Annotated in this window: 22 protein-coding genes and 1 pseudogene; 9 read left to right on the top strand and 14 right to left on the bottom strand. The window is 39.0% G+C overall.

Features of this window, described 5'->3' with window-relative positions:
- Positions 1–233 precede the first annotated feature (233 nt).
- A complete protein-coding gene (gene hcpA / locus I6852_RS01870; RefSeq protein WP_197291470.1) occupies positions 234–986 on the top strand; it encodes a Sel1-like repeat protein HcpA in 753 nt (250 codons plus the stop codon).
- Positions 987–1,179: 193 nt separating this feature from the next.
- Here hcpA and htpG read toward each other — a convergent pair whose 3' ends face one another.
- Together htpG and hofA are read right to left on the bottom strand one after the other, a co-directional pair.
- Complete coding sequence (htpG, locus tag I6852_RS01865; RefSeq protein ID WP_197291471.1) at positions 1,180–3,045, bottom strand: molecular chaperone HtpG; 1,866 nt, start codon at positions 3,043–3,045, stop codon at positions 1,180–1,182.
- A gap of 102 nt (positions 3,046–3,147) precedes the next feature.
- On the bottom strand, positions 3,148–4,500 hold the full coding sequence (gene hofA / locus I6852_RS01860) for an outer membrane beta-barrel protein HofA (protein ID WP_197291518.1): 1,353 nt from the start codon (positions 4,498–4,500) through the stop codon (positions 3,148–3,150).
- A 149-nt stretch (positions 4,501–4,649) separates the two neighbouring features.
- Here hofA and I6852_RS07940 point away from each other — a divergent pair, with 149 nt between their 5' ends.
- Both I6852_RS07940 and I6852_RS01855 read left to right on the top strand, forming a co-directional pair.
- The gene (locus tag I6852_RS07940; RefSeq protein WP_231626092.1) at positions 4,650–4,772 is read left to right on the top strand and encodes a glycosyltransferase family 8 protein; all 123 of its coding nucleotides are present in this window, start codon (positions 4,650–4,652) and stop codon (positions 4,770–4,772) included.
- A 13-nt stretch (positions 4,773–4,785) separates the two neighbouring features.
- Complete coding sequence (locus I6852_RS01855; RefSeq protein WP_331458747.1) at positions 4,786–5,814, top strand: glycosyltransferase family 8 protein; 1,029 nt, start codon at positions 4,786–4,788, stop codon at positions 5,812–5,814.
- Between the two features lie 14 nt (positions 5,815–5,828).
- Here I6852_RS01855 and I6852_RS01850 read toward each other — a convergent pair whose 3' ends face one another.
- Positions 5,829–7,043 (bottom strand): Mrp/NBP35 family ATP-binding protein, encoded by a 1,215-nt coding sequence (locus tag I6852_RS01850; protein WP_197291472.1) that lies wholly within the window; start codon positions 7,041–7,043, stop codon positions 5,829–5,831.
- On the opposite strand from I6852_RS01850, the pseudogene I6852_RS01845 reads away from it, so the two are divergent.
- Together I6852_RS01845 and I6852_RS01840 are read left to right on the top strand one after the other, a co-directional pair.
- A pseudogene (locus I6852_RS01845) lies at positions 7,032–10,215 on the top strand (AAA family ATPase). The gene I6852_RS01850 and the pseudogene I6852_RS01845 sit on opposite strands and share 12 nt — an antisense overlap.
- A 10-nt stretch (positions 10,216–10,225) precedes the next feature.
- The gene (locus I6852_RS01840; RefSeq protein ID WP_197291473.1) at positions 10,226–10,609 is read left to right on the top strand and encodes a hypothetical protein; all 384 of its coding nucleotides are present in this window, start codon (positions 10,226–10,228) and stop codon (positions 10,607–10,609) included.
- A 713-nt stretch (positions 10,610–11,322) separates the two neighbouring features.
- On the opposite strand, the gene I6852_RS01835 is transcribed toward I6852_RS01840, so the two are convergent.
- The 10 genes from I6852_RS01835 to I6852_RS01790 form a co-directional block, all read right to left on the bottom strand.
- Positions 11,323–11,625, bottom strand: a complete 303-nt coding sequence (locus I6852_RS01835; RefSeq protein ID WP_079295046.1) for a hypothetical protein — start codon at positions 11,623–11,625, stop codon at positions 11,323–11,325.
- Positions 11,626–11,646: 21 nt separating this feature from the next.
- Positions 11,647–12,642, bottom strand: a complete 996-nt coding sequence (fabH, locus tag I6852_RS01830) for a ketoacyl-ACP synthase III (RefSeq protein WP_079295048.1) — start codon at positions 12,640–12,642, stop codon at positions 11,647–11,649.
- A gap of 23 nt (positions 12,643–12,665) precedes the next feature.
- On the bottom strand, positions 12,666–13,685 hold the full coding sequence (gene plsX, locus I6852_RS01825; protein WP_001958687.1) for a phosphate acyltransferase PlsX: 1,020 nt from the start codon (positions 13,683–13,685) through the stop codon (positions 12,666–12,668).
- A 67-nt stretch (positions 13,686–13,752) separates the two neighbouring features.
- Positions 13,753–13,899 (bottom strand): 50S ribosomal protein L32, encoded by a 147-nt coding sequence (gene rpmF, locus I6852_RS01820; RefSeq protein WP_000290431.1) that lies wholly within the window; start codon positions 13,897–13,899, stop codon positions 13,753–13,755.
- 15 nt (positions 13,900–13,914) lie between these two features.
- Positions 13,915–14,271, bottom strand: coding sequence for a hypothetical protein (locus I6852_RS01815; RefSeq protein ID WP_001159178.1), 357 nt, complete (start codon positions 14,269–14,271; stop codon positions 13,915–13,917).
- Between the two features lie 24 nt (positions 14,272–14,295).
- Positions 14,296–14,709: a nucleoside-diphosphate kinase gene (ndk, locus tag I6852_RS01810; RefSeq protein WP_079356933.1), complete on the bottom strand. Its 414-nt coding sequence runs from the start codon at positions 14,707–14,709 to the stop codon at positions 14,296–14,298.
- A 66-nt stretch (positions 14,710–14,775) separates the two neighbouring features.
- The gene (gene metK, locus I6852_RS01805) at positions 14,776–15,933 is read right to left on the bottom strand and encodes a methionine adenosyltransferase (RefSeq protein WP_197291474.1); all 1,158 of its coding nucleotides are present in this window, start codon (positions 15,931–15,933) and stop codon (positions 14,776–14,778) included.
- Positions 15,934–15,997: 64 nt separating this feature from the next.
- Entirely contained in the window at positions 15,998–17,008 is a 1,011-nt protein-coding gene (gene lpxD / locus I6852_RS01800) for a UDP-3-O-(3-hydroxymyristoyl)glucosamine N-acyltransferase (RefSeq protein ID WP_197291475.1), read from the bottom strand.
- Positions 17,009–17,017: 9 nt separating this feature from the next.
- Entirely contained in the window at positions 17,018–17,845 is an 828-nt protein-coding gene (fabI, locus tag I6852_RS01795; protein ID WP_197291476.1) for an enoyl-ACP reductase FabI, read from the bottom strand.
- Between the two features lie 9 nt (positions 17,846–17,854).
- A complete protein-coding gene (locus I6852_RS01790) occupies positions 17,855–18,559 on the bottom strand; it encodes a triose-phosphate isomerase (protein WP_197291477.1) in 705 nt (234 codons plus the stop codon).
- Positions 18,560–18,777: 218 nt separating this feature from the next.
- On the opposite strand from I6852_RS01790, the gene I6852_RS01785 reads away from it, so the two are divergent.
- Genes I6852_RS01785 through clsC form a run of 4 tightly spaced genes read left to right on the top strand, consistent with a single transcriptional unit; the run spans position 18,778 to position 23,959 of the window.
- Positions 18,778–19,545 carry a fumarate reductase cytochrome b subunit gene (locus I6852_RS01785; protein WP_002208167.1) on the top strand — a complete coding sequence of 256 codons (768 nt, stop codon included), beginning with the start codon at positions 18,778–18,780 and terminating at the stop codon, positions 19,543–19,545.
- Between the two features lie 9 nt (positions 19,546–19,554).
- Positions 19,555–21,699: a fumarate reductase flavoprotein subunit gene (locus tag I6852_RS01780; protein ID WP_197291478.1), complete on the top strand. Its 2,145-nt coding sequence runs from the start codon at positions 19,555–19,557 to the stop codon at positions 21,697–21,699.
- Positions 21,692–22,429 carry a fumarate reductase iron-sulfur subunit gene (locus tag I6852_RS01775; protein ID WP_001282399.1) on the top strand — a complete coding sequence of 246 codons (738 nt, stop codon included), beginning with the start codon at positions 21,692–21,694 and terminating at the stop codon, positions 22,427–22,429. The genes I6852_RS01780 and I6852_RS01775 overlap by 8 nt, the downstream gene beginning before the upstream one ends.
- 21 nt (positions 22,430–22,450) lie before the next feature.
- Complete coding sequence (gene clsC, locus I6852_RS01770; RefSeq protein WP_197291479.1) at positions 22,451–23,959, top strand: cardiolipin synthase ClsC; 1,509 nt, start codon at positions 22,451–22,453, stop codon at positions 23,957–23,959.
- A gap of 5 nt (positions 23,960–23,964) precedes the next feature.
- Here the strand turns inward: clsC and I6852_RS01765 are convergent, their stop codons facing one another.
- Positions 23,965–24,498 (bottom strand): TIGR00645 family protein, encoded by a 534-nt coding sequence (locus I6852_RS01765; RefSeq protein ID WP_000890444.1) that lies wholly within the window; start codon positions 24,496–24,498, stop codon positions 23,965–23,967.
- Between the last annotated feature and the right edge of the window lie 79 nt (positions 24,499–24,577).

The following is a 24,577-nucleotide window of genomic DNA, read 5'->3' as shown; positions in this document are numbered from 1 at the left end:
TTTTACCAAGCCACTCTTAAAGGGGTGGCTCAATCAACTTTTTAAAACAAACTCTTTTAAGCCCTATCTTTAGAAGTATCCCTTTTAGCATAGCAATTAGGCTCAAACAACACGCAGTTAAAAGAAAAATAATTTTTTTCTTCATCTCATCAATAAAGGTTCAATAAGGCTTTAGTCATCAATATTTGGTTACAATTATAAGGGATCACATTTTTTATAATAGGAGATATATCATGCCAGGAAGTGTTCAAAAAACCCTTTTTAGGGTCTTGTGTTTTGGCGCATTGTGTTTGAGAGGGTTAATGGCAGAGCCAGACGCTAAAGAGCTTGTGAATTTAGGCATAGAGAGCGCGAAGAAGCAAGATTTCGCTCAAGCTAAAACGCATTTTGAAAAAGCTTGTGAGTTAAAAAATGGCTTTGGGTGTGTTTTTTTAGGGGCGTTCTATGAAGAAGGGAAAGGAGTGGGAAAAGACTTGAAAAAAGCCATCCAATTTTACACTAAAGGTTGTGAATTAAATGATGGTTATGGGTGCAACCTGCTAGGAAATTTATACTATAACGGACAAGGCGTGTCTAAAGACTCTAAAAAAGCCTCACAATACTACTCTAAAGCTTGCGACTTAAACCATGCTGAAGGGTGTATGGTATTAGGAAGCTTACACCATTATGGCGTAGGCACGCCTAAGGATTTAAGAAAGGCTCTTGATTTGTATGAAAAAGCTTGCGATTTAAAAGACAGCCCAGGGTGTATTAATGCAGGATACATATATAGTGTAACAAAGAATTTTAAGGAGGCTATCGTTCGTTATTCTAAAGCATGCGAGTTGAATGATGGTAGGGGGTGTTATAATTTAGGGGTTATGCAATACAACGCTCAAGGCACAGCAAAGGACGAAAAGCAAGCGGTAGAAAACTTTAAAAAAGGTTGCAAATCAGGCGTTAAAGAAGCATGCGACGCTCTCAAGGAACTGAAAATAGAACTTTAGTTTCAATAAAGTTAAGCTAAACGCCGTGTTTAGCTGGCTTTTACGCTTTTTAATGTTTTAATGGAAGCATAAACCCTACAAACTAATCTTTTAATCATAATAAGGCTTTTATCGCACCCATTCATTGCCGTTTTTAGATTGGTGTTTGAAGGGTTTAAAGCAGTTTTCAAACCCTTAAAAAAGGTTTTACCCCCTACAACGCCTTTAATAACACGCTATTTAGGCGCTCATTAAAGCTTTTAGCGTCTTTTAGAGCCCCTTTTTCTAAAAGCTTCGCCCCATCATAAAGCAACCAGATAAAAGCGCTCAACTGCTCTTTATCTTCGCATTTTAAGAGTTTTTGTAAAATCGCATGGTTAGGGTTTAATTCTAAAGTTTTCTTGCTTTCAGGCACGCTTTGCCCCATTTGACGCATAAAATTAGCCATCATCGCATTTTGTTCATCGCCTATTAAAGCCACCGCTGAAGTGAGATGATTAGAAAGCTCTACGCCTTTAATCTCATCTTTAAGATTTTCTTCAAACGCTTTCATCAAATCTTTAAACTGATCTTTTACCTCATCATGGATTTCTTCCAAACCAAGCTCTTTCAAACTCTCGCTATGACTAGCGTCTTTAAAGGGCGTTTTATCGTATTCATTCACGCCTGGCATCACAAACGCATCAATTTCATCGCTCAATAACAAAACATCATAGCCTTTTTGAGCGTATTTTTCCAAAATGGGGGACGCTTTTAGTAAGTCTAAATTTTCGCCTAAAAGGTAATAAATGCTCTTTTGATTTTCTTTTAAATTTTCTTTGTATTCTTTTAAAGAAATCAATTCTCCTTTGTCTTTAGAATAGAATCTTAACAATTCTAAAAGTTTTTCTTTGTTTTCAAAATCCCCATACAAGCCTTCTTTTAACACTTTCCCGAAAGGCTCATAGAATTTATGGTAATTTTTTTCATCCTTGCTCAAGCGCTCAATTTCGCTTAAAATCTTTTTCACTGAAGCCGAACGGATATTGGCTAAAATCTTGTTTTGCTGTAAGATTTCACGGCTCACGTTCAAGGGTAAATCTTCGCTGTCAATCACGCCTTTAACAAACCTCAAATAAGACGGCAACAATTCTTTGTCATCATCAGTGATAAACACCCTTTTAACATAAAGTTTGACCCCGCTTTTATAATCCACCCTAAACAAATCAAAGGGTGCCTTGCTAGGGATGTAAAAAAGCGTTGTGTATTCTAAAGAGCCTTCCACTTTATTATGGATATAGCTCAAAGGCTCGCTGTTGTCATGCGCAAACGATTGGTAGAAATCTTTGTAATCCTTGTCTTTTAACTCGCTCTTATTCATTTTCCATAAAGCGCTCGCTTGATTGATTTGCTCGCATTTTTCTTCTTTAACTTCTTTTTTATTATCCCCTTCGCCCTCAAATTTCGTATCGGTGTAAGTTAAAAAAATAGGGAAAGGGATATGCTCAGAATACTTTTTAACAACGCCATCAATCTCCCAACGGCTCGCAAAATGAGAATCTTCTTCTTTTAAAAAGAGGGTGATTTCTGTGCCTTGCTCCTCTTTAACGCATTCGCTGATTTCAAACTTGCCCTTACCATCGCTCACCCATGCATAAGCTTGCTCGCTAGTAACTTTTTTGGTTTGAACGACAATCTTACTCGCTACCATGAACGCCGAATAAAAGCCCACGCCAAACTGGCCAATTAAAGCGCTATCTTTTTTCTTATCCCCACTCAAAGCGCTTAAAAAACTCTTCGTGCCTGATTTAGCGATCGTGCCTAAATGCTCGATGAGATCGCTTTTATCCATGCCTATACCATTGTCTTTAATCGTTAAGGTCTTTTTCTGGCTATCAAAACTCAAATGAATGCTAGGCGTGGTATTGAGCCCTTTTAATTTCTCATCGGTTAGCATCAAATAATTCAGCTTATCCAAAGCGTCGCTCGCGTTAGAAATCAACTCCCTTAAAAAAATCTCTTTATTAGAATACAAAGAGTGGATCATCAAATCCAAAAGCTGGTTGATTTCAGTTTGGAAGGTGTATTCTTGGTTAGACATTGAACTTTTTCCTTTAATAAAATTTTTAAGATTATACAATAAAAGCGCGCTTAAAAGGGGCATGCTATGGCTTAAAAATCACATGAAAGAACGTTTAATTTCTTAAAAATGATAACTCATATAGCTCATCAAATAGCTTCTATTTTGAATGGTTTGAGCGAAATCAGGGTTGTAACCGCTTGTGAAAAACCCTACCTTATAACCCTTATGCATCGTGATTTGATAGCCATTAAACATTAGCATTAAATAGATATGTTTTTTAAGGTTATATTTAAAAGTAACCCCTAAGCTTTGCGAATCAGCCCTTGGGGAATAGGTCAATTTCCCATACAATTGCACCAAAAGATTCTTAATACTCTTCCCTACAAAAGCGTTAATGGTCATGGAATTAGCGTTGTAAAAATTGGAATAAGCGTCTTCATAAGGGGTGTCATCTTTCGTGTCATAAAAAGGATCAATGGGTGAACCATTCCAGCCTAATTGAACGCTCGCGTTCCAAAAATTCTTATACACGCTCCAGCCAAAACGATAAGAGCGAAAATTGATCCTTTGAAACACAAACAAACTCGCGCTTTTTTTACCCACTAAAGCGGCTCTGTAATAATCTTTAGACAAATAATCGCTATAAAGAGGAAACCATGCGTAAAAAGTCGTTTGGATGCGCCAAAGAGATTTCCAATAAGACTTTGTGTCATGGGTGATTTCAAATCCAGGAGCGTTAAAATTCTTAGGGTAAAACCAAATAAAAGGCGCGACCCTAATGTATTTATTTTCATAAATGAGATTGAAATTGTGCATGCCGTAGTTGATTTTTTGCTTGTAATTGACAGGAGCGTAAAAATCTCTAATGTATTGTTCATTGGCTAAAGCCCTTCCAAAGGTGCTAAACCACACTATCTTAAACTTTTTCCACCGGTAAAAAAGCTCAAACCCTTGATTAAACCCGCTCAAAAACAAAGCCTTAGAAGGGTAACGCCCTAATTTAATCCCAAAAATGTCCTTATATTGATAATCTAAATACAAATTGTATAACACATAAGGCCTGGCGTTTTGAGCCTTTTGCTCTCTGGTCCAATTTTGGCTGTATTGCATCAAATAGCCCTCCCATCGCCCCATGTAATACCAGTTCGCCGGCTGAAACCCTGCCTTAGGGTTGGCTTCATCAATCAAAAACTTCGTGGAATCATAAGCTAACGCTCCTATTTCGCCCCCCACCCCAAAACCCAATTTGTGGTTTTCAATCCCTTTAGGGAGCAAACTAACATCAATTTGTAAGGCCCCGGTAGTGGTTACATAACTCCCTGTAGGGTAAATCCCTTTTTTGGAGTTGATAACCGACTGATTGAAAGCGATGCGCGAAAACGATCCCACTCTCGCGCTGATTTGATACTCAAAAGCGCTGAGAAAAACCCCATGCAAAGCCAAAAACCCTAGCCAAACTTTTTGATTAAGCACCCTTTTATCAAACACCTTTTTTATTGAAGTCTGATATTATGCCATAAAACAAACTCGCCATTTTGGTTTTGAAAAAAAAAAAAAAAAACGATAAGATTACAAATCACCCCCTTTTTAGCAGGCCCAATTTAAAGATTTAAGGACTATGCATGCAAGAGATTATCCCTGTTGTGGTGGCTTTTGACAATAATTATTGTATCCCTGCTGGCGTGAGTTTGTATTCCATGCTAGCAAACGCCAAACGAGAGAGAGAGAGTAAAACTCTTTTATAAAATCCATTGTTTGGTGGAGAGTTTAAGCCTAGAAAATATAGCCAAATTAGAAGAAACGATCGCTCCTTTTAGCGCTTTTTCCAGTATAGAGTTTTTGGATATTTCTAATGAAGAATTAGAACCACGCCATAATTACCGCAAACTTGATGCTTTAATAGCGAGTGAAATTAAAAAATTGTATTTAAAACTCAATGCTTTTTCGCAAAAACGCTTTTCTAAAATGATCATGTGCCGTTTCTTTTTTGCCTCCCTTTTCCCCCAATACGACAAGATGATCGCATTTGATGTGGACACTTTGTTTGTGGGTGATATTAGCGAGAGCTTTTTTATCCCCCTTGAAACGCATTATTTTGGGGCTGTGAGGGAAAAAGATTTGATCGCTATGGACAGGAATTCGGCTAAGGATTTATACGAATTACGCCAAATGCACGCAAAATCTATCGGCGTTGCTGACGCTTTCCCTGATTTAAAAGAAGCTCAAATCCTTTTTGACAACTACTTTAACGCCGGGTTTTTAGCCTTAAATTTAAAATTGTGGCGTGAAGAAAATCTAGAAAACCAATTGATTACCTTTTTCATTGTGAAAAACGAAAAACTTTTATTTAGCGATCAAGACGCTTTGTGTTTTGTGTGCCGTGGTAGGATTTTAGAACTGCCTTATTCCTACAACGCCCACCCCAGTTTCCTTGATATGCCATCATTCCCTAGCATCAAAGAAGCGCGCATGCTGCATTTTTGGGGCGATAAACCCTGGAAACTCTTAAGCGTCATTGGCGCGAAAAAATGGCATGAAGCGTTGATTCAAACGCCTTTTAAAGACGCCTATTTTAACGCTCCCTTTTTAGATCGCCTCTTTGAATCCCTTCAAAATAGGGATAAAGAAACCCAAGAAATCCACGCTTTCAATAAAGCCTTATCCTTTTCAGACAAGCGGTATTCTTTTGAATTTCTTCTGCCCAGGCTTTCTTCTAAATTCCTTATAGAATTTTTGCTTTTTAAGATCAAACAAAAAGTGAAGCGGTTGGTTAAAAGGGTTTTTTAAACCCCCTTTCAAAATTAATGCGAGCAAGCATGGGTTTGTGTGGGCTGGATGTCCTTATTATCGGCTAGTTTTTCCTTTTTTACTCTCTCTAAAAAAGCGCTCAAATCTTGCGCCATTTTTTCAAAAATCTTAGCGCTCACGCTATTAGGGTGAGAAATCACAATCGGTTCGCCCCTATCCCCCCCTAAACGCACTTTAGGCTCTAAAGGGAGCTTGGCTAAAATCTGCGTGTGGTAAGCTTCTAGCAACTCATTCATGGAATTTGAGCCAAAAATCTCGCTTTCTTTCTTGCAATGCTCGCACACAAAACTCCCCATATTTTCTACAATGCCGGCAATAGGAATGTGTAGTTTCTTAAACATGTCCAAACTCCGTTTAGCGTCATCCAAACTCACGATTTGAGGCGTAGTAACGGTGATTCCTGCGCTGAGTGGCACGGCTTGGGCTAGCGTGAGCTGCGCATCGCCTGTTCCTGGGGGCATATCCACCACCAACACGTCTAAATCCCCCCAAATAATATCGCTTAGCATCTGCTCAATCGCTCGCATAAGCATGGGTCCTCTCCAAATGAGACTCTGCCCTTCATCATACAAAAGCCCCATGCTCATCACAGAAACGCCAAAAGCCTTTAAAGGAATGAGTTTTTTACCGCTAGGATCCATGATCACATCAGCGTTTTGCAAACCCATCATTCTGGGGATATTAGGGCCATACACATCAGCGTCTAGTAACCCCACTTTTTGGTTTAAATTCGCTAAAGCGATGCTTAAATTCACGCTAGTGGTGCTTTTACCCACACCGCCCTTGCCTGAGCTTATCATGACCACATGCTTGATGTTTTTAGCCAGATTTTTAGTGGCGGGCTTTGGGGCTTGCGGTTTAGGCGGGGTTTTAATATCCAAATTCAAAGCCTTCACGCCTTTTTCTTGCATCGCTTTGGAGATATTTTCCCTTAAAATCGTGCTCGTTTCTTCAGAGCTTGAGGGGATTTCTATTAAAAGCCCTAATTGGTTGTCATGCAAGGTGATGTTTTTAACAAAACCAAAGCTGACAATATCCTTTTCAAAATTAGGGTAGATGATCGTTTTTAACGCGTTCAAGATGTCTTCTTGGGTGAGCATTTTAATCCTTAAAATGATAGTATTTGAATTTTCTTTATAGCATGTTTTGTTTAATTTTGCATCATCAATTAAATTTGCGTTTTGAAAGGGTAAGACATGAAACTTCATAAGCATGTTTTGAAATTACACCATTTTAGGAATTTGGGTAGAAACTCGCCCACAGAATTGCTTTTAAATTCAAGTTTTGATGAAAAACATGGGGGGTTGGTGGTTTTAGTGGGGGAAAATAATGTCGGTAAAAGCAATGTTTTAGAAGCTTTAAAAATCTTTAATGATGTGGATGTCAAACTTTGTAGTGAAGAAGATTATTTCAAAACCCATGAAAAAGACACCCTTTTAAGTTTAGAAGAAGAAACAATCCTTGATCACAAAATCACAGGTTTTTCTTGCGTGGATTTAAAAATTCAATCTAAGGAAGTTAATAAAGGATTAAAGGAATTATCAAAAACGCTAATCAGCTACCCTTTTGAAAAACATGTAGAAGCTTTAGGGGAACAATGTAGCAACAGCGTTTATATTCCCACTAACAATAACGACTATTCAAATATTTGCACTCTTGTGAGTAATTTTATAAATCTTATAACTTCTTACAATTCATTAGGATTATTTTTACATTTTTACAAAGAAAAATTAAAATTGAGCGAGCTTGTAACCAAATATGCCGATTCAACCAACAATCTGCTTTTCAAAGAATTAATCAAATATGTAAGCGGTAATAGCGAAGGGATTAAAACTTTTTGTCAGTGCATCAAAGAAATCAAAAAGTGCAATACGCCTAATAAAAAACACAACTCAGATGAATTTTTTATCATGGGGAAACACAAACAAAACCAATTAGAAAAAATTTATTCTTGTTTTAAAAAACTTAGTGAAAAAGAAATCAAACCAAAAGATGTGGAATATATCTTAAAAAAGCTAGAAGCTTTAGATGAAATTTTTAAGACTACTGACTCTAATACAAAATTCACACCAAAAACTGAAGCTCTATTAAATGAACAATCTCAAGAAAAATTATCAGAGTTTGTCAAAGAGATGATTGAAAAAATAGACGAAAAATACCCCATCAATGAAAAATTTAAACAGCAATTTAGAACATTCCGATTAAATATAGGCAACCTTAAAAAGAAAATTAAAAATTCTTTAAAAAACCTTGAAAAAACAAGAGAGGATTTTGAGCGAAACAAAGAGTCGCTGATCCGAGAAATTGAAAATCACTGCAAAAATGAATGCAATAGCGAAGAAGAGCCGGAGTATAAGATTAATGATCTACTCAAAAATATCCAACAAATATGCAAAAAATATATAGCAAGTCATGTTGTTAATGATGCGTCTAAAGATATGAAATACATGATGTGTCAGTTTTATTTGGAAAAAATGGAATTGTTATCAAATTCAAAAATTAGGCAATACCAATACGATGATCTTTTGAAATCAGCAAGAATATCTCTGTGGGAGAGTATAAAAATTTTAGACAATGAGAGTGGCACTCGTTTGTTCCCCAAAAATCCTAAAGGAATCAAAGAAAAATTTGAGGACAACAAGGGAAAATTCAAACAAAGTGAGAGCGTTTCAGAGATCATAAGGCATTGCAGAGAGTGTAATCCCTATACAGCGTTTCAGGGTTTAAGAAACAGAGTTAATTTCCCCTTGAAGGATCATTCATTGGATGAATTTGTGCCAAACATGAGAGAATACAAAGAGTTAAAAATCACAGATAGTGATCTTAAGATCAAACCACTTGAGGATTTTCATTCTCAATTTTTTGCACATTGCTTCTTTCAATCATTATTTAATAAAATAGATTTTAATCCCACTATAATTTGGCATAGTTTAGAAACTAAGCGAGCATTACAAATAAAATTTGATAAAAATAATGATCTAGAAGTTTATTTTGGTTTTGATAAATCGTTTATTATCCCTAAAAAATACTTGCAAGAAATCAACCAGGAATTGTTAAAAGAGATCAGGCGATCAGATTATCCTTTTCCAAAGTGTGAGTATCATAGCGATAACGATATGGTGCAACTCACATTTTCTAAAGATGATGCATCTCCTTTGATGGTTGAAGTAAGTCTTGTAGAAATTTTAGAACACAACATGCAATCAAAAATAGATTCTTCAATCGCAAAAGAATTTAATGAGCTTTTAGCGATCGCTGAAGATAGTTCTCAAGATAGTTACCAATTGAAAATTCGTGTCCGACACAACAATAAATTTTATGATTATTCAAAGGAATCTACGGCATATGAAATAAAACTTGAAGTTTATGATTGCAGAAAATCTGATAATCAAAATGAGCCAATCATCTTAAGCCAGCAAAGCACCGGCTTTCAATGGGCGTTTAATTTCATGTTTGGTTTTCTCTATAATTGGGGATCACATTTTAGCCTTAACAAGAATATTATCTATGTCATGGACGATCCAGCCACTCACTTGAGCGTGCCAACCAGAAAGGAATTCAGGAGATTTTTAAAAGAATACGCTCATAAAAATCATGTTAGCTTTGTTTTAGCCACCCATGACCCCTTTTTAGTGGATACGGATCATTTAGATGAAATAAGGATTGTAGAAATTGTAGAAAAAGAAGGCTCTATGATTAAGAATCGCTTTAACTATCCCCTAAATAATGCGATCAAAGACTCTGACGCTTTGGATAAAATCAAACGCTCTTTAGGGGTGGGTCAGCATGTTTTCCACAACCCCCAAAAACACCGAATCATCTTTGTAGAAGGCATCACCGATTATTGTTATTTGAGCGCTTTCAAATTGTATTTCAATAAGCATAATCCACAATTCAAAGACAACCCCATTCCTTTCACTTTCTTACCCATTTCAGGGCTTAAAAACAATCCAAACAAGATGAAAGAAACCATTAAAAAACTTTGCGAGTTAGACAATAACCCCATTGTTTTGACAGACGATGACAGAAAATGCGTTTTTAACCAACAAGCAACGAGCGAACGATTTAAAAAAAGCTAATAAGTATTTGGGTAATCCTATCACCATCTTACAACTCTCAGACTGCGACAGGCATTTCAAACAAATTGAAGATTGTTTCAGCGCAAACGATAGAAACAAATACGCTGGAAATAAGCGAATGGAATTGAGCATGGCGTTCAAAACAAGGCTTTTGTATGGCGAAAAAGACGATGCGGTGAGCGAAGAAACAAAAAAGAATTTTCTAAAATTGTTTGAGTGGATAAAAAAAGAGTGCAATAACCTAACAATTAAAAAAGGGTATATCAAATTTGATTATAATACCCCACAAAATTATTATTGAAAGGATTTTGATGTTTAAAAAAATGTGTTTGAGCTTGCTAGTTATAAGCGGTGTTTGTGTGGGGGCAAAAGATTTGGATTTCAAGCTGGATTATCGCGCGACTGGGGGGAAATTCATGGGGAAAATGACGGACTCTAGTCTTTTAAGCATCACTTCTATGAACGATGAACCGGTAGTGATTAAAAATCTTATTGTCAATAGGGGAAATTCATGCGAAGCGACTAAAAAAGTAGAACCCAAATTGGGCGATAAGTTTAAAAAAGAAAAGCTCTTTGATCATGAATTAAAATACTCGCAACAGATATTTTACCGCCTAGATTGCAAGCCTAACCAATTGTTAGAAGTTAAAATCATCACGGACAAGGGCGAGTATTACCACAAGTTTTCCCAATAAAAATTTGGTTTTTGTTCTAATGGGGTGTTGGTGATAAAATTTAAAAACGCTAAAAACTTTTTTAATATCAAAAAGTTTGTTTAGCAAACGGTAATTTCTTGTAATGCGGTATTATGGGGTTAGGGGGGATTTAGTTGGGGGGTTAAAGGGATATTAAAGTGCAAAATATCCCCCTATCCCCTTAAGAGTTTGCCATAAAATAAAGCAACCAAAGCCCCCTTTTTTAAAAAAACAGACTAAAGAATATTAATTTCTATATTGGGTTCTCAATTGGTTGTTGGTTGAATTTTTGGTTGAGACGCTACTAGTCATTGGAAGAATTGTGTTTAAAAAAAATATAAAAAATAACAAAAGGATGAGTATAACCGACTATTATAATAGTCAGTTATTTATCTTATAAAATTAAAGAAAGTTATATAACCTAGCTCAGATAAGATAAATATTAAAGCGATAACTGGTCCAATTATATAAGGAAAAAACATTATTATAGTAACTAGAATATAGCCGAAATATTCAACAAATTTATCCCATATTCTACTAAAAAACCATCAGTATCGCCTCTAAATGCCATTATAGTAGCTCTAATAGCTGTTAATACTAACCCAATAAGAACAATAGGTATTAAAAAGACTAGAATGCCTTTAAACATTATTCGTCTTTTACTTTAAAAATAATTTCTGCTATAAGAAATAAAATCCCTAAAGAAACCCCTTTTATGGAGTTTCTTTTTGAGCTTGATCTAAAGCCATTTGTGCATGCTTACAATCCTTTTTAAAAGACTTCGTGATAAAATTAACCTTAAGCGTCGAATCAAAGGCTTTGTGGCATTTTTTAAGCTTGTGATCGCGCTCTTGTGGGTCTTGCAAATAATATTTCACTGAATGCACAAAACTGAAATGAAACCCCATAGGAGGGATACGGCTATCTGGCGTGCCTTCACAATGATCGCTACAATAATCACTTTGCGCCTTCAACCCCCCCAACACCACTAAAAATAAAAAAAATATCTTTTTCATCAATACTCCTTCAATCTTTTCTTAACTCCCTCCAAAATACACCAACGCTGAACCCCAAGTCAATCCCCCACCAAAAGCGTCTAAAAGCATTAAATCGCCCTTTTTCAAACGCCCCTCTTCATAAGCTTCACACATGGCCATAGGGATACTGGCTGCTGAAGTGTTGCCGTATTTATGCACGGTTAAAACCACTTGCTCATCTTTAAAATCCAAATGCTCTCGCACCGCTTGAATGATCCTAAAATTAGCTTGATGCGGGATGAACAAACGCACATCTTCAGGTTTGAGAGCGTTTTTTTCTAAGATCGTTTCCACATCTTTTAAAAGCGTTTTTACCGCTAGTTTGAACACTTCATTGCCTTTCATGCACAAAAAAGGCTCTAAAGCTTCTTCTTTAGCGTTAAAGGGCGTGGGTTTTAGAGTCCTTGGCGTATAGAGATAATTAGAAAAATTCCCATTCGCTGAAATCTGCACATCTAAAACGCTTTCTTTTAAACGCTTGGTCCTGCCTATCACGCACGCTCCAGCCCCATCGCCAAATAAAATACAAGTCCCCCTATCCTTAAAATCCAACACGCTACTCGTTTTTTCTGCCCCCACAATCAGCACATTTTCATACATCCCGCTCTCAATATACGCCTTAGCCACCGATAAGAGGTAAATAAAACCCGTACAAGCGGCTGAAATATCAAAAGCCGGCTTGTTTTCAATGCCTAATTTCGCGCTCAGCACGCAAGCGGTTGAAGGCATGGCTAAAAAATCAGGGCTTAAAGTGGCCACAACCACCAAATCAATGTCTTTTGGAGTCAAACGCGCTCTCTCTATGGCCTGCTTAGCCGCTATTACCCCTAAATCGCTGCTTTTTTCTTCATTGTTAGCGAAACGGCGCTCTTTGATACCGGTCCTTTTTTCTATCCATTCATCGCTGGTATCCAAAAATTGTTGGAACTCTGCATTTTTCACACGCTCGCTTGGAACATGCATCGCAATGGATTTAAGAGAGGCGTAAAATTCCATTCAATCCCTTTACATAGTTATTTTTAAGAGTCTTGCTGATCGCTTTGGCTCTCAAAAGATTGAGATTTCAAGCTCTCAAACGCATTAGTGATCCTCAAACAAACCTGACTTTCAACAGCGCTAATAGCTTGATAAATCGCGCATTCAATCGCTCTAGCGTTGCTCTTGCCATGGCTGATGATCACGCTTTTATTCACGCCCAAAAGCGGCGCTCCTCCATATTCAGCGTAATCGGTTTTTTGTTTTAAAATACCAAACGCGTTCTTAAGCATCAAAGCCCCCATTTTAGATTTAAAAGAGCTTTTAATTTCATCTTTAAAAATAGAGCCTATCGCGCTAGCGACCCCTTCAGTTGTCTTTAAGACCACATTCCCCATAAAGCCATCGCAAACCACTACATCCACAACCCCTTTGAAAATATCGCTCCCCTCCACATTGCCATAAAAGAAGTCATAAGCTTTCAACATTTTATGCGTTTCTTTAACGAGCGTATTCCCTTTAATATCTTCTTCGCCATTACTCAAAAGACCCACTTTAGGGCTATCATAATGCAACACGCTTTTAGCGTATTCATACCCCATGAGAGCAAAATCAATCAAATATTCAGGCTTGCAATCCGTATTCGCTCCTGCGTCTAACAGCACGCTAGGGCGTTTGCCAACGCTAGGCATTAAAGTGCAAATAGCAGGCCTTTCAACCCCCTTAATACGCCCTAAACGCAAGGTCGCTAAACCCATAGTCGCCCCACTATGCCCCGCTGAAATCAAAGCGTCAGCCCCATTTTTTAAAATATCCATGCCCAAGTAAATGGAAGATTCCTTACGCTTAATCGCCTCAGTGGCGGCTTCTTCCATTTTAATGTAATCTTGCGTGTGGATCATTTCCACTTTGCTGGCTAACTCTTTAGAAATAAAAGGGGTCGCTTTGTCTTTATCCCCCACTAAAACCACGCTAAAACTCTTATTCTCTAAAGCCCTTGAGACTCCCTCAATAATGGGTAAAACCCCATGATCAGCCCCCATTAAGTCTATTACAATTTTCATCATGCGTCCTTAAAAGGCTTGTTGCAATCCTTTAAAATACTTTCTATCACTAAAGATAGCTTTTATCTTAGTATTCTTTAGTAAATTTGTTAATATGATGGGGGAGCTTCCAAGTGCCATCTTTGGCTTTCACAGGTTTAGCCAACTTAACGCTATAATGCGTGCGTCTTTTTGCCGCTCTTGTTTTACTCACTCTTCTATCAGGTACTGCCATAAATTCTCCTTAATATCAATCTGCATAATGGTAGTCTAATTTAATAGATTCCACTTCAGAGCGTAAAATTTCGCTCAAATCAATAAAACCATTGAAAGATTCAATAACATCTAAATTATCAAAATCCAAACTTTGGCTTTGCGTATCCCACAACCCGTCTGAAATATGCAAAACCAACGACTCATCAAGGCTTTTTTTAAACTCTTTACCGCTTGTATCACAAATAAGCATCAATTCACCCTTAAGGCACGCTTCCAAACGAAACAATTTCGCCCCCACCCGCACAACTTCGCCCTCTAAAACTACTCCCTCATGCTCTAAAGAAAACGCTTTAGGCGCATTAAAAGCGATTTTACGCATTTCAAATTGCATGCTTACTTAAAACGCCCTTAAATCTTAAAGTTCTCTAGCAGCAAAAAAGAAAGCGATTTCATTGTGTGCGTTTTCCAAGCTATCGCTCCCATGCACCGCATTAGCGTCAATGCTTTCAGCAAAATCCGCTCTGATAGTGCCTTTTTGGGCGAGTTTGGGATCAGTCGCTCCCATAAGATCTCTGTTTTTAGCCACCGCATCTTCGCCCTCTAAAACCATAACCACCACCGGACCACTGACCATAAATTCTATTAAATCTTTAAAAAAGGGTCTCTCTCTGTGGATCGCATAAAAGTTTTCAGCGTCTTTAACGCTTAAATGCAAGCGTTTCATAGCAATCACTTCCAAGCCGTTACTCTCAAAGCGATCAATGATTTTGCCTACCACTTTTTTCTTAAGTGCATCCGGTTTAATAATAGACAGCGTTCTTTGTTTCAATTTAAACTCCTTGTGAATTGTTGATTATACAAAAATTTTTTAAAATATTACCCTTAAAATATTTTTTTAACGCTTAAAGAACGCTTTAATCTCCTCAGCTTTGTTGGTTTTTTCCCAAGTGAATTCCTCTAATTCGCGCCCAAAATGCCCATAAGCTGAAGTGAGCGAATAAATGGGTCTTAATAAATCCAAGCTTTCAATAATGCCTTTTGGCGTGAGTTTGAAAACCGCTTTCACGCATTTTTCCAACTCCGTGCTTGAATACTTGCTCGTGTTATGCGTGTTCACATAAATAGACACCGGCTCTATCACCCCAATCGCATAAGCAAGCTGCACGGTCGCTTTATCGCAAACTCCACTCGCTACCAAATTCTTAGCCACATAGCGGGCCGCATAAGCCGCACTCCTATCCACTTTACTGGGGTCTTTCCCGCTAAACGCTCCCCCGCCATGCGGGCAACTCCCCCCATAAGTATCCACGATGATTTTTCTGCCCGTTAAGCCCGCATCGCCTTGCGGCCCACCGATAACGAATTTTCCTGTAGGATTGACAAAAAACTTGATATTGTCATGCAAATATTCTTTGGGTAAAACCTTATACACGATCTCTTCAATCACGGCCTCTTTTAAATGTTTTTGCGAAACTTCTGGGGAATGTTGGGTGGAAATGACAATCGTATCAATGCTTACAGGCTTGTTGTTTTCATAACGCACGCTCACTTGAGACTTGCCATCAGGCCTTAAAAAAGGCAGAGTGTTGTCTTTTCTTTTTTGAGCCAGAGCGAAAGTGAGATGGTGCGCTAAATGAATGGGTAAGGGCATGAGCGTCTCAGTCTCTTTGCACGCATAACCAAACATAAGCCCTTGATCCCCTGCCCCAATCTCGCCATCTTCTCTATCCACGCCTTGATTAATATCAGGGCTTTGCTCGCCAACGCCATTCAAAACCGCCGCGCTCCTGTAATCAAAGCCATAAAGAGCGTCTGTATAGCCAATCTTTTTAACCACTTCTCTTGCAATCTCTTGCATAGGGGCATAAACAGAAGTTTTTAACTCGCCAGTGATCATGCAAAACCCGTTAGAAACTAAAGTCTCGCATGCGACTTTGGCTTTTTGATCGCGCTCAATAATGTAATCTAAAACCGCATCGCTGATTTGATCAGCCATTTTGTCAGGATGCCCCTCGGTTACTGATTCAGAAGTGAAAAGAAAACTATCTTTCATTGATTGTCCTTATTAAAATAATCATTCGTATTCAAAATGGGCTTATTATAGCTTATTTCATTCTTTAAGACTTAAAAAACCCTTTAGCTTTTTGCAACAAACTCGTTTTTTGCTGTTTTCTAAAATTCGTTCGTAAATGAGCCAGGAAATGGTGCCATTCATGGATTTCCATAGCAGGGATCGCTCCGGCAAAATTAGTGTTAGGGGGCAAGTCTTTACCCACCGCGCTTTTACCCCCAATTTGAGTGAATTCGCCCACATGCAAATGCCCCCCAATGCCCACTTGACCGCCAAAAACCACATTACGGCCAGTGGTTGTAGAGCCGCTCAAGCCCACTTGAGAGACAACGATGCTGTGTTCGCCTAAAACGCAATTATGCCCAATTTGAACCAGGTTATCAATCTTAACGCCCTCTTTAATCAAAGTCTCGCCAAACACCGCCCTATCAATCGCCGTGTTAGCGCCAATTTCTACATTTTTTTGGATCCTAACAATCCCCACATGCTCAATTTTGACATGCTCTCCTAAAGCGGTGTGTGCATAACCAAAGCCATCGCCTCCGATCACACTGCCTGCATGGATAGTAATATTGTCTTCTAAAATCGTGTTTTGATACAAAATGACACGAGGATACAAAACGCAATTTTTACCGATTTTGACCCCATCAGCGATCACCACGCCCGGATAAATCAAAGAATTTTCGCCAATTTCTACGCCCTCTCCAATCATCACATTAGGCATGATCGTTACTTTTTCAAAATGTTTAGGCTCGCTAACGCTTTCTGGGTTTTTAAAAAAAGGGATTTTAAAGGCATGCGAAGCTTTGGCAAAGGCTAGATGCGGGTTATCCACGATTAAAGCTTGCATGTGTTTTGGCACTTTAGAAGATTCTTTTTTACGGATAAATACCGCCCCGGCTTTGGAATCTTTTAAAAGTTTAAGGTAACGCGCTTGGTCAATATAGCTAATATCATTAGGCGTAGCCTTGTCTAATTCCGCTAAAGCATGCACTTCAAAATCGTTTGAAAATTCCGTTTCAATAGAATAGGCGTTTAACAATTCGCTTAATCTCATCAATACCCCTTATGGTTCTTTATGCAAATCCCACAATAGCGTAGCTTTATTATCTTTTTCTTCCACAGCCCCCATGCCCATGACATGATAGCCAGCATCCACAAAATGCACTTCCCCACTCACCCCATTAGACAAGCTAGAAAGCAAATACATCCCGGCATTGCCCACTTCCTCTAAACTCACATTTTTTCTTAAAGGGGCGTTGATTTCATTCCATTTTAAAATCATCCTAAAATCAGCGATCCCACTAGAAGCGAGCGTCCTAATAGGCCCAGCTGATAGGGCATTCACTCTAATATTATGTTTGCCTAAATCCACCGCTAAATAACGCACCGCACTCTCTAGGGCCGCTTTAGCCAACCCCATCACATTGTAATGCGCCATGTATTTGGTGCTGCCTAAATAGCTTAAAGTCAAAACAGACGCCCCGTTATTTAATAAAGGTTTTAGAGTGTTTGTCAGCTCTATTAAAGAATAAACAGAAATTTCCATAGCGGTGTTAAACGCGCTTTTAGAAGTTTCTAACAAGCTCCCTTCTAAAGCCTCTTTTGGGGCAAAGGCCACGCTATGAACGATAAAATCCAATGAGCCTAAATCCTTTTTAACGCTATTGTATAGCGACTTGAAATGCTCTTCTTTGCTCACATCCAATTCATACACATAGGGGCTATTCAATTCCTGAGCGATAGGCCTCACACGCTTTTCTAAGCTCTCATTCAAATAAGTGAAAGCCAGAGTAGCCCCTTGATTGAAGCAAGATTGAGCGATCCCATAAGCGATGGATTTATTGTTTGCCACCCCTACAATAAGCCCTTTTTTACCTTTTAAAAATCCCATGATTTTCCTTTATAAAAATGAAATGATTGTTTTAAAATTTTCTAATTCCCAAGACGTGCTCCCAATCAATAAGCCATCCACGCTATCAATCCCTAAAATTTCTTTAGCGTTTTGTATATTCACGCTCCCCCCATACAATAAGGGCGTTTTTTGATTTAAGATTTGCTTTAAAAAACCATGCGTGAGGTAAATATCTTCTAAAGAAGCGCTTTTTTTGGTGCCAATCGCCCAAATAGGCTCATACGCCACAATCAAATTGGAATAATTGAGATCGATAGTTTCTAATTGCTCGCTTAAAAATTCCTTTACAGCCTTAAAACCCTTTTCTCTGGTTTTTAAATCTTCGCCAATACAATAGACAATTTTAAAATTTTTATCTTTAAAAAAATCAAACTTTTCTTTCAAAAAGCTAGGGCTTTCCTTTAAAAGTGCTCTCCTCTCGCTATGCCCTATTAAAAGCGTGTGGATTTTGAGTTCTTCTAAATGCTTTGAAGTGATTTCACCGGTAAAAGCCCCCAAATCCTTAGGGTAAGCGTTTTGCGCTCCTAAAGTGAAATGCAAAAACGAATTAGGCAATAACCCCAAAAAATCAGGGAATACAAACACCCTATCAAAATGCTGCGGCTTTAAAGTTTTTTCCAATTCTTTTAAATACGCATGGCTTTTAAAAACAGGCATAGCGGATTTGAAATTAGCCATGGCAATTTTTGTCATTGAATGATCCTTATTTTATTAGGTGGTAACTATCCCTTATTATACCTAATATAGCGTTTAAAAAATGTAAATTTTAAACAATAGCCCCCTTGAATTGAATTTTTTTCCCAATTTAAGATCGGTTTATTAAGAAAAATTATTTCAAATGTAGTAAAATTAAGGCAGTGTTTTTGCGTCAAGCGATTCAGGTTAAATTTGAGTTTTTAGGAGCAGTTTTTATGCAACAAGAAGAGATTATAGAGGGTTATTATGGCGCTAGTAAGGGGCTTAAAAAGAGCGGTATTTACGCTAAGCTAGACTTTTTACAGAGTGCTACGGGCTTGATTTTAGCGCTCTTTATGATAGCGCACATGTTTTTGGTCTCTAGTATCTTAATTAGCGATGAAGCCATGTATAAAGTGGCGAAATTTTTTGAAGGGAGCTTGTTTTTAAAAGCGGGCGAGCCGGCTATTGTGAGCGTGGTTGCAGCAGGGGTTATTCTTATTTTGGTCGCGCATGCTTTTTTAGCCTTGAGAAAATTCCCTATCAATTATAGGCAATACAAGGTTTTTAAAACCCATAAGCATTTGATGAAGCATGGCGATACGAGTTTGTGGTTTATCCAAGCCTTAACCGGGTTTGCGATGTTTTTCTTAGCGAGTATCCACCTGTTTGTCATGCTCACAGAGCCTGAAAGCATCGGGCCTCATGGTTCAAGCTATCGTTTTGTAACGCAAAACTTTTGGCTTTTGTATATTTTCTTATTGTTTGCCGTAGAATTGCATGGCTCTATCGGGTTGTATCGCTTAGCGATCAAATGGGGGTGGTTTAAGAACATGAGCATTCAAGGTTTGAGGAAAGTCAAGTGGGCGATGAGCGTGTTTTTCATTGTTTTAGGGCTTTGCACCTATGGGGCTTACATTAAAAAAGGTTTAGAAAATAAGGACAATGGCATTAAAACCATGCAAGAAGCCATAGAAGCTGATGGGAAATTCCACAAAGAATAAGGGTAGAAAATGAAAATAACATATTGTGATGCGCTAATTATTGGAGGCGGATTGGCCGGGTTAAGGGCTAGTATCGCATGCAAACAAAAGGGTTTAAACACCATCGTTTTAAGCCTAGTGCCTGTCAGGCGTTCGCACTCTGCAGCCGCTCAAGGGGGCATGCAAGCGAGCCTTGCGAACGCTAAAAAAAGCGAGGGCGATAATGAAGATTTGCACTTTTTAGACACGGTTAAGGGGAGCGATTGGGGGTGTGATCAGCAAGTGGCTAGAATGTTTGTAACCACTGCCCCTAAAGCTATTAGGGAATTGGCCAGTTGGGGGGTGCCTTGGACTAGGATTAAAAAGGGCGATAGGCCTGCGGTCGTCAATGGTGAGCATGTTACGATTACCGAAAGAGACGACAGGCATGGTTACATTCTAAGCCGTGATTTTGGCGGCACTAAAAAATGGCGCACATGTTTTACGGCTGATGCTACAGGGCATACCATGCTCTATGCGGTCGCTAATGAAGCCTTACACCACAAGGTGGATATTCAAGACAGAAAGGACATGCTCGCTTTCATTCATCATGATAATCAATGCTACGGGGCAGTGGTAAGGGATTTAATCACCGGCGAAATTTCAGCGTATGTTTCTAAAGGCACGCTTTTAGCTACCGGAGGTTATGGGCGCGTGTATAAACACACCACTAACGCCGTGATTTGCGACGGAGCCGGGGCGGCGAGCGCTTTAGAAACCGGCGTGGCTAAATTAGGCAACATGGAAGCGGTGCAATTCCACCCTACCGCTTTAGTGCCAAGCGGGATTTTAATGACCGAAGGTTGTAGGGGCGATGGCGGCGTTTTAAGAGACAAGTTTGGCAGACGCTTCATGCCCGCTTATGAGCCGGAGAAAAAAGAGCTTGCGAGTAGGGATGTGGTCTCAAGGCGGATTTTAGAGCATATCCAAAAAGGCTATGGAGCCAAATCGCCTTATGGGGATCATGTGTGGTTGGATATTGCTATTTTAGGGCGTAACCATGTGGAAAAAAATTTAAGGGATGTGCGCGATATTGCCATGACTTTTGCGGGCATTGATCCGGCTGATAGCGAGGAACAAACCAAAGACAACATGCAAGGAATGCCCGCAAATGAGCCTGAATACGGGCAAGCGATGGCTAAGCAAAAAGGCTGGATCCCCATAAAACCCATGCAACACTATTCTATGGGTGGGGTTAGGACAAACCCTAAAGGCGAAACCCATTTAAAAGGCTTGTTTTGCGCGGGTGAAGCGGCATGCTGGGATTTGCATGGGTTTAACCGCTTGGGGGGAAATTCTGTGAGTGAAGCGGTGGTCGCTGGCATGATTATAGGGGATTATTTCGCTTCGCATTGTTTAGAAGCGCAAATTGAAATCAACACACAAAAAGTTGAAGCTTTCATTAAAGAAAGCCAAGATTATATGCATTTTTTATTGCATAATGAAGGCAAGGAAGATGTGTATGAAATTAGAGAACGCATGAAAGAAGTCATGGATGAAAAAGTGGGCGTTTTTAGAGAAGGTAAAAGGCTAGAAGAAGCCCTTAAGGAATTGCAAGAGCTTTATGCACGCTCCAAAAACATTTGCGTGAAAAACAAGGTTTTGCACAATAACCCTGAATTAGAAGACGCTTACCGCACCAAAAAAATGCTCAAACTCGCGCTTTGCATCACTCAAGGAGCGTTACTGCGCACTGAAAGCAGAGGGGCTCACACAAGGATTGACTACCCTAAAAGAGACGATGAAAAATGGCTTAATCGGACTTTAGCGAGCTGGCCTAGCGCTGAACAAGACATGCCCACGATTGAATACGAAGAATTAGATGTGATGAAAATGGAAATCAGCCCTGATTTTAGGGGCTATGGCAAAAAGGGCAATTTCATTCCCCACCCCAAAAAAGAAGAGCGCGACGCTGAGATTTTGAAAACGATTCTAGAATTAGAAAAGCTTGGGAAAGATAGGGTAGAAGTCCAACACGCGCTCATGCCTTTTGAATTGCAAGAAAAATACAAGGCTAGGAACATGCGTTTAGAAGACGAAGAAGTGAGAGCTAGGGGGGAACATTTGTATTCTTTCAATGTCCATGATTTATTAGACAAACACAACGCTAACCTAAAAGGAGAACACCATGAGTGATAATGAACGAACGATTGTAATCAGAGTGCTAAAATTTGACCCTCAAAGCGCGGTGAGTAAGCCGCATTTTAAAGAGTATCAACTGAAAGAAACCCCATCCATGACGCTCTTTATCGCTTTAAACCTTATTAGAGAGCATCAAGATCCGGATTTGAGCTTTGATTTTGTGTGCCGCGCTGGGATTTGCGGCTCTTGCGCGATGATGGTTAATGGGAGACCGAGATTGGCTTGTAAAACCCTAACTTCTAGCTTTGAAAGCGGGGTGATCACGCTCATGCCCATGCCCAGTTTTACGCTCATTAAAGATTTGAGCGTGAATACAGGCGATTGGTTTGGCGATATGACTAAAAGGGTGGAGAGTTGGGTGCATTCTAAAGAAGAAGTGGATATTACTAAGCCGGAAAAAAGGATTGAGCCTGATGAAGCCCAAGAAGTCTTTGAACTAGACAGGTGTATTGAATGCGGGTGCTGTATCGCTTCTTGCGGGACTAAACTCATGCGCCCTAATTTCATTGGAGCTGCTGGCATGAACAGAGCCATGCGTTTCATGATTGACAGCCACGATGAAAGAAGCGATGACGATTTTTATGAATTAGTCGGCGATGATGATGGCGTTTTTGGGTGCATGAGCTTGATCGCTTGCCATGACACTTGCCCTAAAGAATTACCCTTGCAAAGCAGTATCGCCACTTTGCGTAATAGGATGTTGAAAGTGGGTAAAAGCCGCTAATTTCTTTTTAGTGGGTCGTTTTTGAAAATCTTTTTAGTCCTTTTAAGCGTCTTTTTTTTTAATGGGTGCTTTGGGTTAGTCTATAAGACTCCCATTTCAAGCCCCCCTATCTCTTATGATCCCTACACTACCACCATTGGGAGCTTGTATGCTGAAAAATTAAAAGAAAACCCTAACCATAGCGCGACCATTCTTTTAGAAGACGGCTTTGACGCCTTGTTGCATAGAGTGGGACTTATTAGAATGAGCCAAAAAAGCATTGACATGCAAACTTATATTTATAAGAACGATCTTTCCTCTCAAGTGATCGCTAAAGAACTTTTAAATGCGGCCAATCGTGGGGTGAAAGTGCGCATCCTTTTAGACGATAACGGGTTGGATTCAGATTTTTCAGATATCATGCTCTTAAATTTCCATAAAAACATTGAAGTGAAAATTTTTAACCCCTACTATATCCGCAATAAAGGCTTGCGTTATTTTGAAATGCTTGCGGATTATGAGCGCATTAAAAAACGCATGCACAACAAGCTTTTCATCGTGGATAATTTCGCTGTCATTATAGGGGGGCGCAACATTGGGGACAATTATTTTGATAACGATTTAGACACGAATTTTTTAGATTTAGACGCTTTGTTTTTTGGGGGGGTTGCTTCAAAAGCCAAAGAGAGCTTTGAACGCTATTGGAGGTTCCACCGCTCTATCCCTGTTTCATTACTGAGAACCCATAAAAGACTCAAAAACAACGCTAAAGAAATCGCTAAACTCCATGAAAAAATCCCTATCAGCGCTGAAGACAAAAACCAGTTTGAAAAAAAAGTCAATGATTTTATAGATCGTTTCCAAAAATACCAATACCCTATTTATTATGGGAATGCAGTTTTTTTAGCTGATTCACCCCAAAAAATTGACACGCCCTTGTATTCACCTATCAAAATCGCTTTTGAGAAAGCCCTTAAAAACGCTAAGGACTCCGTTTTTATCGCTTCATCGTATTTTATTCCAGGCAAAAAGATGATGAAAATCTTTAAAAAACAAATTTCTAAGGGGATTGAATTGAATATCCTTACCAATTCCCTTTCATCTACTGATGCGATAGTGGTCTATGGGGCGTGGGAAAGGTATCGCAACCAATTAGTGCGAATGGGCGCGAATGTCTATGAAATACGAAACGATTTTTTCAACCGCCAGATTAAAGGGCGCTTTAGCACCAAACATTCCTTACATGGCAAAACGATTGTTTTTGATGACAATTTAACGCTTCTAGGGAGTTTTAATATTGATCCGCGCTCTGCATACATCAACACTGAAAGCACGGTTTTGTTTGACAACCCGTCTTTTGCTAAAAGGGTGCGTTTGTCGCTTAAAGATCATGCCCAACAATCATGGCATTTGGTGGTGTATCGGCATAGAGTGATTTGGGAAGCGGTGGAAGAAGGCATTTTAATCCATGAAAAAACTTCGCCTAACACTTCCTTCTTTTTACGCTTGATTAAAGAATGGTCTAAAGTCCTTCCTGAAAGAGAGCTTTAAAACTTTTAATGTGCTTTATTTTGCGAAAAAGCGATGTTATTGGTAACGGCGGCTAAAAGCGCTGAACACACAAACACCAAATGGATCACCACTTGCCAAAAAATGGGGTTATGCGATAGGGGCGTGTCCTTAGGAATACTGGATAACACATCTTCTAAACTCATGTAGCGTTTGAGCAAGAAAATCGCCGAAATGGCTACAATGGAGAGCGAAACCTTTAATTTTAAAGCATTAAAATCCGTGTGTTTTAGCCAAGTGATTTCACTAGCATCCACCTTGTCTAATTTAGAAACAAAGCTTTCATAACTGGCGAGCAGCACCATTAAAACAAGCCCGGCCATAAACAACAAATCCACCAAGCCTAATGCCGATAAGACTAAATCCGTTTCACTAATGGTGTCTAAATGGCTGAGCATGTGCCACAACTCTTTCATGAACACATAGCCTAAAACCACCAACACTAACGACATGGCAATGCATAAAGGGGCTAGCAACCAACGAGTGGCAAACAACACTCTTTCAATCAACTTTTCTAGCATGTTCAAACTCTTTTTTAGGATTATTTTTAAACCCTTGATTATAGCTAATAAAACGCCCCGAGTGGCTAACAGAACGCCT

It is taken from the genome of Helicobacter pylori (assembly GCF_015904775.1).
GTDB lineage: Bacteria > Campylobacterota > Campylobacteria > Campylobacterales > Helicobacteraceae > Helicobacter > Helicobacter pylori_DM.
The sequence above is the reverse complement of the archived record's forward strand: the minus strand, read 5'-3'. Positions and strand labels throughout refer to the sequence as shown.